General features: G+C 62.6%; 8 protein-coding genes and 1 pseudogene. 1 reads left to right on the top strand and 8 read right to left on the bottom strand.

What is annotated here, in order from left to right:
• Positions 1–60 precede the first annotated feature (60 nt).
• From P775_RS29880 to bcoG, 8 genes and pseudogenes are all read right to left on the bottom strand, one after another.
• A pseudogene (locus tag P775_RS29880) lies at positions 61–258 on the bottom strand (transposase); the annotation flags it as partial.
• Positions 259–472: 214 nt separating this feature from the next.
• Positions 473–2,116 carry an ABC transporter ATP-binding protein gene (locus P775_RS12870; RefSeq protein WP_425439907.1) on the bottom strand — a complete coding sequence of 548 codons (1,644 nt, stop codon included), beginning with the start codon at positions 2,114–2,116 and terminating at the stop codon, positions 473–475.
• Positions 2,113–2,928, bottom strand: a complete 816-nt coding sequence (locus P775_RS12865) for an ABC transporter permease (protein WP_099911364.1) — start codon at positions 2,926–2,928, stop codon at positions 2,113–2,115. The genes P775_RS12870 and P775_RS12865 overlap by 4 nt, the downstream gene beginning before the upstream one ends.
• Complete coding sequence (locus P775_RS12860; RefSeq protein ID WP_281256084.1) at positions 2,925–3,896, bottom strand: ABC transporter permease; 972 nt, start codon at positions 3,894–3,896, stop codon at positions 2,925–2,927. Before P775_RS12860 ends, P775_RS12865 begins: the two co-directional genes overlap by 4 nt.
• A gap of 13 nt (positions 3,897–3,909) precedes the next feature.
• A complete protein-coding gene (locus P775_RS12855; RefSeq protein WP_099911363.1) occupies positions 3,910–5,499 on the bottom strand; it encodes an ABC transporter substrate-binding protein in 1,590 nt (529 codons plus the stop codon).
• Positions 5,500–5,636: 137 nt separating this feature from the next.
• A complete protein-coding gene (locus P775_RS12850; RefSeq protein ID WP_099911362.1) occupies positions 5,637–7,625 on the bottom strand; it encodes a CocE/NonD family hydrolase in 1,989 nt (662 codons plus the stop codon).
• Complete coding sequence (locus tag P775_RS12845; RefSeq protein ID WP_099911361.1) at positions 7,622–9,085, bottom strand: carnitine 3-dehydrogenase; 1,464 nt, start codon at positions 9,083–9,085, stop codon at positions 7,622–7,624. Before P775_RS12845 ends, P775_RS12850 begins: the two co-directional genes overlap by 4 nt.
• Positions 9,082–10,002: a 3-dehydrocarnitine:acetyl-CoA trimethylamine transferase BcoG gene (gene bcoG / locus P775_RS12840; protein WP_099911360.1), complete on the bottom strand. Its 921-nt coding sequence runs from the start codon at positions 10,000–10,002 to the stop codon at positions 9,082–9,084. The genes P775_RS12845 and bcoG overlap by 4 nt, the downstream gene beginning before the upstream one ends.
• A gap of 74 nt (positions 10,003–10,076) precedes the next feature.
• On the opposite strand from bcoG, the gene P775_RS12835 reads away from it, so the two are divergent.
• Positions 10,077–10,382 (top strand): type 1 glutamine amidotransferase family protein (locus tag P775_RS12835; protein WP_483880068.1); only part of this gene is annotated, 306 nt, incomplete at its 3' end.

The following is a 10,382-nucleotide window of genomic DNA, read 5'->3' as shown; positions in this document are numbered from 1 at the left end:
GCGGCCTCAAAACCGGCCAAATTGGTTGTCGCCCGCGGACAAGGTGGTTGACGCTCTACACACCAGCATTGGTGGCTTGCGCGTCAGGATCCCGGCCAGCCACGTGCCTGGTTTGGCTGCCGCATGTACATGCCGTTTGATGACGACGCTGTTGGCTCCAGCGATCAGCAGGCGCCTCAGTGATCGCTCGCACATCTTCGTCGTGGCCCCGAGCCTTCGTTTGCCGGCTGTCCAATCCTGGCGGGGCGTGAGACCGAGTGTCATGTCAATGGCGTGCTTTCAGCATGACGCATTGATGGCCTGGGTCCGCTGCCGGATCAGAAGTTTGCGCACGCGAAACACCATCGCCGCGCCTTCGGTTTTCTCGCTCTTCACAGGCACGAACCGCATCGTGAGGCGCCCCTCAAGAACGCAAGGGCCAGCCCCTGCCCCTGAGGAGCGCCCCTTCCTGATCGAGAACATCGCTAAACCGTCACTCTCCGCCAGCGTCCATCTTGCGATGGGCGATCACCTCTTCCAGCCACCCAAGGCGCATTTCCGGGACGGAAGACAGCAGAAGATCGGTGTAATCATCAAAAGGCGGTGACAGCACGGTATCACGACCACCATCGCGAACGACTTCGCCGCGATACATTACAGCAATCTTGTCGGCGATGGCCTTCACCGTCGCCAGATCATGTGTGATGAAGAGATAGGCCACGCCTTCCTCTTTTTGCAGGTTCAGCAACAGCTTGAGGATACCGTCTGCGACCAGCGGATCGAGGGCCGAGGTCACCTCGTCACAGATGATCAGCTTTGGCTTGGCGGCCAGCGCCCGCGCGATGCAGACCCGCTGTTTCTGCCCACCGGACAGTTCCGCCGGATATCGGTCGGCAAAGCCCGCGCCCATCTCGATCTCGTCCAGCAGTTCCTGCACGCGCTTGCGCTTGGCGGCACCTTTCAGGCCAAAGTAGAACTCCAGCGGCCGCCCGATGATCGCGCCTACGGTCTGGCGCGGGTTCATCGCGGTGTCGGCCATCTGGTAGATCATCTGCAACTCGCGCAAATCCTCTTTCGACCTGCCCTTCAGCGAAGGTGAAAGGGTACGTCCGCCGAACTCGATTGACCCGCCATTGGGCGGCAGAAGCCCGGTGATCACACGGGCCAATGTCGATTTTCCGGACCCGCTTTCGCCTACCACGGCGAGTGTCTGCCCGGCGGCCAGCTCCAGCGTGACCTGTTTGAGCACGTCAAACTTCAGCCCGCTGTAGCGCGCCGAGATATCGTTGATCTTCAGTACCGCCTCGCCCTCTGCAGGCTTTTGCGCGTGATTGACCTGACGGACCGAGACGAGGTCGCGGCTATAGTCCTCCCTCGGGGCATGGATGATCTGCTCGGCGGTGCCGAGTTCGACCATAGCCCCGTGACGCAGCACCATGATCTCATCCGAGACCTGCGCGACCACGGCAAGGTCGTGGGTTATATAAAGCGCGGCGACGCCGGTATCCCGGATCGCTTCCTTGATCGCGGCAAGAACCTCAATCTGGGTGGTGACGTCCAGCGCCGTGGTCGGTTCGTCAAAGACCACCAGTTCCGGCTGCGGACAGAGAGCCATGGCAGTCATGGCGCGCTGCAACTGCCCGCCGGAGACCTGATGCGGATAGCGGTTTCCGATGGTTTTCGGCGACGGCAGGCCGAGCTTTTCAAACAGCGCAACCGCCCGCGCCTCGGCTTCTGATCGGGGCACGCCGAGCGCCAGCGACGTCTCGATCACTTGATCCATAAGCTTGCGCGCGGGGTTGAAGGAGGCCGCGGCAGACTGCGACACGTAAGTGACCGTCTTGCCACGCAACTTGCGCAAGCCAGCCGCCCCACCCTTGAGGATATCAATGCCGTTGACCAGCACCTCACCACCCGTAATGCGCACGCCACCCCGACCGTAAGCCATTGAGGACAGACCAATCGTCGACTTGCCCGCGCCGGACTCACCGATCAGCCCCATGACCTTGCCCTTCGCCAAGGTCAGTGAAACGCCTTCGACAATTGTGATGTCGCGGGGGGACTCGCCGGGGGGATAGCTTGTGGCTTCGATCTTCAGGTTGCGAATTTCGAGTACCGGGTTTTTAATGTCGCTCATCCGCGGCCTCCTTTCAGGCTGGAGGTGCGTGTCAGCACCCAGTCCGCCACGAGGTTGACCGAAATGGCCAGTGTGGCGATGGCCACCGCCGGGATAAGTGCGGCGGGAATGCCGTAGACGATACCTTCCTTGTTCTCCTTTACGATGCCGCCCCAGTCGGCCAGCGGCGGTTGCACGCCAAGGCCAAGGAAAGACAGGGTCGAGATGAACAGCACCATGAAGATGAAGCGCAGGCCCGCCTCGGCCACCAGCGGCGACAGGGCGTTTGGCAGGATCTCGCGGAAGATCACCCAGATCGTGCCTTCGCCACGCAAACGGGCGGCCTCGACATAATCCATGACGGCGACGTCAACCGCGACGGCGCGCGAGAGCCGAAAGACGCGGGTGGATTCGATCAGGCCCATCACCCCGATCAGCACAGGGACCGACACGGGCAGCACCGACAGGATTACCAGCGCCAGGATCAGCGCCGGGATCGACATCAGCAGGTCCACCAGACGCGACAGCACCTGATCGACCCAACCGCCTGAAACGGCAGCCAGAAAGCCGAAGAAGGCCCCGGTGGCAAAGGCCAGAACCGTGGCGGCAGCAGCGACGAAAATGGTGATCTGACCGCCATAGATCATCCGGCTCAGCAGGTCGCGCCCGATAGAGTCGGTGCCCAGCCAATGCTCAGCGGACACCGGGTCCCATACGTTGCCGACCACATCGGCATATCCGTAGGGAGAGATGACATCGGCGAAGATCGCGGCAAGGAAATAGGCCGCGGTCACCACCATCCCGATCAGGGCGGAGAGAGGGATGCGGCTCATTTCGGGTGCCTTAGACGGGGGTTGGCAAGGATGGAGACGACATCGGCAATCATGTTCAGACCAATATAGACGGCGGCGAAGACCAGCCCGCAGGCCTGTACCACTGGAACATCGCGCTTGGCGACGTGATCGACCAGATACTGGCCCATGCCGGGATAGACAAAGACGACCTCCACCACGACGACACCGACGACGAGATAGGCAAGGTTCAGCATCACCACGTTGACCACCGGCGCGATGGCATTCGGCAGCGCATGACGCCAGATGATGCGGAACGGGCGCAAGCCCTTCAGCTCGGCCGTTTCGATATAGGCCGATTGCATCACATTAAGGATCGCGGCGCGGGTCATGCGCATCATATGCCCCAAGACCACCATCACTAGGACGATCACCGGCAAAGCGATGGCATTCAGCCGCTCGAGCAGGGACATGCTGTCATAAACGGTCGATACCGACGGGAAGGCGTGCAGACGCACCGCCATGATGAACATGACGATATAGCCAAGTAGAAATTCAGGAACGGACACCGAGGCCAGCGTGACACCCGAGATCACCTTGTCGGGCCAGCGGCGGTGATAGCGGACAGAGACGAGGCCGAGTATCAGCGCCATCGGCACCGCGATGATGGCCGCGCAACTGGCAAGGAACAGAGTATTGCCCAGACGGCGTCCCATCGCCTCGGCAATATCCTGACCATTGGTCAGAGCCGTGCCCAGATCGCCATGCATCGCGCCCACCAACCAGGAGATATAGCGCGTGACGGCAGGTTCGTTCAGGCCCAACTCGGCCCGAAGATTGGCTAGGGACTGGGGCGTCGCTGATTGCCCGAGAATGGATTGTGCTACGTCACCGGGCAGGATCTGTGTCCCAACAAAGATCAGCAGCGAGGCCGCGAATAGGAGCACGAGGCCCATCGCAATACGATGGGCCACGAGCCGGACAACAGGATGTCCAAGGAGGGTTGTGATCAAGAGCCCGCCCTCAGGCAAACCAGCACTTGTGCGCGACCAGACCGTTCATCAGATCCTGGTTCGGATCTTCAACCCAGCCTTGCACATCGGTTGTGATGGCACAGATAAAGTCGTTGAACATCGGCAGGATCAGACCCCCTTCGTCGCGCACCAAATAGGCCATCTGGCTGTACATTTCCTTGCGCTTTGCGGTGTCCAGCTCACCCTTGGCCTCGATCAGCAGCTTGTCGAAAGCGGGGTTGTTGAACCGGGTGTCGTTCCAGTCTGCGCTCGATAGGTAGGCGGTCGAATACATCTGGTCCTGCACCGGGCGGCCCCCCCAGTAAGAGGCGCTGAAAGGCTGCACGTTCCAGACGTCGGACCAGTAGCCATCGCCTGGCTCCCGCTTGATCTCCAGCGGAATACCTGAAGCCTCTGCGGTCTGCTGGAACAGCGCCGAGGCGTCGAGCGCACCGGCAAAGGCCACGTCAGACGTGCGCATCACAATCGGAGTGCCGTCATGGCCGGACTTCTTGTAGTGGAAGGCCGCCTTGTCAGGATCATAGGCACGCTGTTCGATGCTATCGTCGAACAGCGGATAAGAGGCATTGATCGGGAAATCGTTGCCGATGGTGCCATAGCCCTGCAGCACCTTGTCGACCATTTCCTGACGGTTGATGGCGTATTTCAGCGCCAGCCGCAGGTCGTTGTTGTCAAAGGGCGCCGTGTTGCAGTGCATGATGAAGACGTAATGGCCCTTGCCGGAAACATTCTTCACGTCGATGGTTGGCGCGCGGCTCATCAGCCCGGCCACTTTTGGGTCGATCCGGTTGGCGACGTGGATCTGCCCCGACTGCAGTGCCGAGGTCCGCGCGGTATTGTCGTTGATCACAAGGATCTCGACACCCGCGAAATGGCCCTGACTTTCGTCCCAGTACTCGTCGAACTTTTCAAAAACGTAGCGCACGCCGGGCTCATTCACGGTGATCTTGTAGGCCCCGGTCCCAACGCCCGATGCGGGATCATCCATGCCGCCATTTGGTTCTATAATCAGGTGATAGTCGGCCATCAGATATGGCAGGTCGGCATTGGATTCGGTCAGGCTGACCACGACATTGTCCCCATCGACCTTCAGCGACTCGATCCCCTGCATCACACCAAGTGCGCCTGATTTCGAATTCTCGTCCGAGTGGCGCTTCAGCGTCGCCAGAACGTCATCCGGGGTCAGATCCTTGCCGTTGTGGAACTTGACACCCTTGCGGATCTTGAAAGTCCATTGCTTGGCATCCGGGGTGCTTTCGACCGCTTCAGCCAGACGCATCAGCACGGGGCCGCCTTCGGGGTCCAGCTCGACTAGGGGATCGCCAAACAGCTTCAGCAGCTGAAAGGTCACCTGGTTGGCCGCCAGCGCCGGATCAAGGGAGTCGGTCGAACCGCCGCCCTGCATGCCTATCTTCAGTACTCCCCCCTTCTGGGGCGTCTGGGCCTTCAGACCGGTCGCCAGCATCGTGCTGGCAGCACTGGCCGTCAGGCCGACAGCAGCAGCACGCCCAAGAAAGTTACGGCGGTTCATCTTTCCCTGCACGGTACGGGCGAGCATATAGCGAAGTTCGTCGTTCATTTTTGGTTCTCCCGGAAGGTCATGCGGTCGCAGACTGCGCCGCAAGGTTTTTTGATTGACTGATCAGTAAACTGCGGCACCCAGCCACAGACGCAACGATTTTCTTGCCAAACCGCGCGAAAAGTCTGGTTTTGTGTTCACAAATGGTCCCGTGGCACCTCGTCCTTGAAATCTCGCTCATAGATCAGGACATCATCCTGCCACGCCTCAAGGCGACCGGTCAGATAAAACGTCGCCGAATCGCACCACATCTCCTGCACGGCTTCGGTGCGCAGGCGGGTTCCGTCACGCTCCAGCTCCTGCGTCCAGTGGGTCCAGCCCCGTGCGGACAGCGGATCGTCGGGGTGAATGGTCCAGCGTTCCCGCGCGACCGACCCTGCGATCAGGCCATGATCACCGTTGCCGCTTTTGCCGAAATCATCCTCGATCACCAGCGCGACAGTGCCGGTCTGATGGTCCGTCTCGCTGCGCCGGACATGCGAACCGGGGCGCAGAATGTCATCCTTCAGCGGCGCGGCGCTTTCGGCCGGGGCAAAGGTGATTTCATCGCCCCTTGCCGCAGGCCGCACCGGCAGCGTCAGCGCCCCGTCGCACAGCGTCAGCACCGTCGCCTCGGGCGCGGGCCAGATCATCGGCCAGTAGGCAGACGACACGGCGACGCGCAGGCGGTGCCCGTCCGGCAGGCGATAGGCGATGTGATCCAGCGCGAGGGTGACCTCGAACTCTGCCCCCGGCGTCAGCGCCTGCGGATCGGCATGTGAGGCATGATGCGTCAGGTTCAGCACGCCCCAGGTGATCCGGGTCGAGGCCCCATCGGGGTGGACGTGGTTCAGGCGCACGGCGATCTGACCCGCCGCCTTGTCGGCACGCAGTTTCAGACGCAACGTCGGCGCGCCAAGGATATCGGTCTGCCCCATCGCCGCAGTGTCAAAGCAGACGGACAGCGCGTCATCGGTGCGCTGGTCGCCGGGCATTTCCGGCCCCAGCCAGATGGCACAGAACTCGCCCCCCTGCGCGCCGCAATGCTGCGGCGAGGAAAGCGGCAGGTCCAGCGCGTCCGCGCCCTTCCCAAGTCCAAGCGGCGACAAATCCATCACGCGGTTTTCGATAGTGGCCGACGGCCATGCGGCCTCGGTCACCCAGCGCCCCGGACGGGTCTCGTACCATGTTGCGGGGCGCACGCCGTCCATCAGATAGGCGGCGTAGGCCGGTCCCTCCATGACGCCTGTGTCGACGCCCTTCAGGTGTTGATCCCACCAGCGCAGTGCTTCCTGCAGAAAGCCGATGCGCGGCTCCGGCACGGCAAAATGCGGGTATTTGTGCACCCAAGGGCCGACGATGCCGCGCACCGGGCCGGTGATATTTTCCACCAGCTGCGGCACGGCATTCTTGTAACTGTCGCCCCAGCCGCCGACGGCCATGACGGCGGCCTTGATCGCCCCGAAATCCTCGCAGACCGAACCGTGCTGCCAATAGGCATCGCGGCGCTGATGGCTCAGCCAGGTGGTCGCCAGAAACGTCTGATGTTCCAGCCGTTTCAGCCATTCTTCGCGCCAGTCGCCCCGCATCGCCGGATCGGGGGGCCGGGAGGAATAGGACAGCATCGTCCCCGCCCAGCCAAGGTTTTCGTTCAGCAAGCAGCCACCCTTATAGTGGATGTCATCCGCATAGCGGTCGACGGTGGAACACAGCGTGATGATGGCCTTCAGCGCGGGCGGCTGCAGCGCCGCCACCTGAAGCGAGTTGAACCCGCCCCAGCTGATCCCCATCATGCCAACATTGCCGCTGCACCAGTCCTGCGCGGCGATCCAGGCGATCACCTCGCAGGCGTCCGACAGTTCCTGCGCGCTGTATTCATCGTCCATCAGCCCGTCGCTGTCGCCATTGCCACGCATGTCGACCCGCAGGCAGGCATAGCCGTTACCGGCGACATACGGATGGGTCAGCGCATCGCGCGCCGTGGTGCCGTCGCGCCGCCGATAGGGCAGAAACTCCAGCACCGCAGGCACCGGCCCTGCCCCTTCGGACAACCACAGCCGCGCCATCAGCCGGGTGCCGTCGGCCAGCGGGATCCAGAGGTCGGGCGTTTCCGTGACCGGAAATGGAAATTCGGTTCGTATCGTCATGCATCATCCCTGCCCTGGCCAACATGCCGTCCGGCCGCGGCGGGGCGCGGCAGACCGGCTTGTGTTCTGGCAATGTCATCAAGTGTTTTCAGCACGCGCGCCTCTGCCGCGCAGGTGCGCCCGGCGGCCATGTCGACATGCAGCAGCATCTGTTCGATGGTCGCAACCTCGGCGCCGTCCGTGTCACGGGTCAGCGTCATCCAGATATGCAGGCGTTTTTCGTCATGGCTCAGCACCTGCACCGTTCCGGTCAGATGTGCGCCCAGTTTCGCCTCGCCCAGATGGCGGATATGGGTCTCGGCAGTGTAATAGCTGTGTCCGGCGGCCACATAATCGAGCCCTGCCCCGATCCGGGCCAGAAAGGCATCGACGATTTGCGACCCCGCGAACAGATAGCGGCTTTCCGTCATGTGACCGTTGTAGTCAATCCAGCTGGGCAGCACCACCAGCTTTGTCGCCGCCAGAACAGTCTCTGTCGTATTTGTTATATCACCCTGTGCGGCAAGCCTGCGGTCGTGGTCGTTGAAGACCTTGCCCGCCCCCCAGTCGCGGTCCTTCAGCGCCCGCAGAAACGCCACCAGATTGCCATCGCGAATGCGTTCAAGATCGCGGATCGTATGGTGGCCGGACTGCGCATCGGACTGGCCGGCGATCAGATCGACCAGTTCGTCCGTAAACTCGGGCACGTCCATCAGCTTGGTCCAGGGCCAGGCCAGCGCGGGGCCGAACTGCTCCATGAAATGCTTCATGCCCGCCTCGCCACCGGCAATACGGTAGGTCTCGAACAGGCCCATCTGCGCCCATCTGAGGCCAAAGCTCATGCGGATGACATCGTCGATTTCTTCTGTCGTGGCGATGCCATCCTTGACCAGCCAAAGCGCCTCTCGCCAAAGCGCCTCAAGCAGACGATCCCCGATATGGGCGTCGATCTCCTTGCGGACCTGTAGCGGGAACATCCCGATATCCCGCAGCAGCTCCAGCACGCCGTCGGTGAACCCTTGCGTGCTGGCGACGGACGGCACGATCTCGACCAGCGGCAGCAGGTAGACCGGGTTGAACGGATGCGCGACGAAAATCACGCCCGGCGACACCGCGCCCTGCTGCAACTCGGACGGCTTGAACCCCGAGGTCGAGGATCCGAGAGGCACATCCGGCGCCGCGCCCTGGATCTCGGCGAACACCCGGTGTTTCAGCGCCAGCTGCTCCGAGACGCTCTCCTGAATATAATCCGCGCCCGTCACCGCCTCGGCCACCGACCCGGCAAAGCTGAGGTGGCCCTCCGCCGGCAGGCCGGTATCGGAGAGCTGCGGCAGAGCCGCGCGGGCATTTGCCAGCACCTCACCGATCTTGCGCGCCGCCTGCGGATCGGGGTCAAAGACCGCCACATCCCAGCCGTTCAGCAGGAACCGCGCGGCCCAACCGCCGCCGATGACACCGCCGCCAATGATTGCCGCCTTCATGCTGCCACCTTCGGCGCGCGCTTGGTCAGCCCCAGCTTTTCGCGCACGGCTTGCGGCCCCATGACCCGCGACCCCATCGCCTCGATGATCGTCACGGCGCGTTCGACCAGCTGCGCATTGGTTGCCAGCTGCCCCTTGGCCAGCCAGAGGTTATCCTCCAGCCCGACCCGCACATTGCCGCCCGCCAGCACCGATGCGGCGACATAATTCATCTGGTCGCGCCCCAGCGTGAACGCCGACCAGGTCCAGTCCTGGGGCACGTTGTTCACCATCGCCATGAACGTATTCATGTCATTCGGCGCGCCCCATGGCACCCCCATGCAAAGCTGCACCAGCGCGGGCGAGGTCAGCGTGCCCTCCTCCACCAGCTGCTTGGCAAACCAAAGGTGGCCGGTGTCAAAGGCCTCGATCTCGGGTTTGACGCCAAGCGCCGTCATCATCCCGCCCATGGCGCGCAGCATGCCGGGCGTGTTGGTCATGACGTAATCGGCCTCGGCAAAGTTCATCGTGCCGCAATCGAGCGTGCAGATCTCGGGCAGGCAGTCGGCGATATGCAGCATCCGTTCGGTCGCGCCGACCATGTCACTGGCGGCGGCATTCACCGGAAAGGGCGCCTCGACCCCGCCAAAGACGATGTCGCCGCCCATCCCGGCGGTCAGGTTCAGCACCACGTCGGTGTCGCTATCGCGTATGCGTTCGGTCACTTCGCGGAACATCGCCGGATCGCGCGACGGCGCGCCGGTTTCTGGGTCGCGGACGTGGCAGTGCACGATCGCAGCACCTGCCTTGGCCGCCGCAATGGCGCTCTCGGCAATCTGCTGGGGCGAGCGGGGCACATGCGGGCTGCGATCCTGCGTCGCGCCCGATCCGGTGACGGCGCAGGTGATGAAAACGTCTTTGTTTGCGGCAAGTGGCATGGGAAACTCCTATCGGTCTTGCCGACAAGCGTAGAGGATTTGCCATCGGGGATTTGACAATATAGGCAGATTTCATGACAGATCGCGTCAATATTTTTTTCCCCATCCCACATCCCGGCCCAAAAGAGGTGCTGGAGCTGGACGTGCTGGTCATGCCCCAGGCCTCTCTGCTGACGCTCGGTTCGGTGATTGACCCGCTGCGCGCTGCCAACCGGCATCTTGGGCGGCAGGCATTCCGCTGGCGGATCGTTTCGGTTGACGGCGACCCGGTGGCGCTGACCTGCGGCATCCACCTGCCCGCCGATTGCGCGCTGGCCCAGACCGCGGGCGCCGTGCTGCTGGTTCTGGCGGGCTACGGCGCCGCCGCGATGGCGCGTGGC

The sequence above is a fragment of the Puniceibacterium antarcticum genome, from assembly GCF_002760615.1.
GTDB classification, from domain to species: domain Bacteria; phylum Pseudomonadota; class Alphaproteobacteria; order Rhodobacterales; family Rhodobacteraceae; genus Puniceibacterium; species Puniceibacterium antarcticum.
This window is presented reverse-complemented; position numbering and strand designations above follow the sequence as displayed.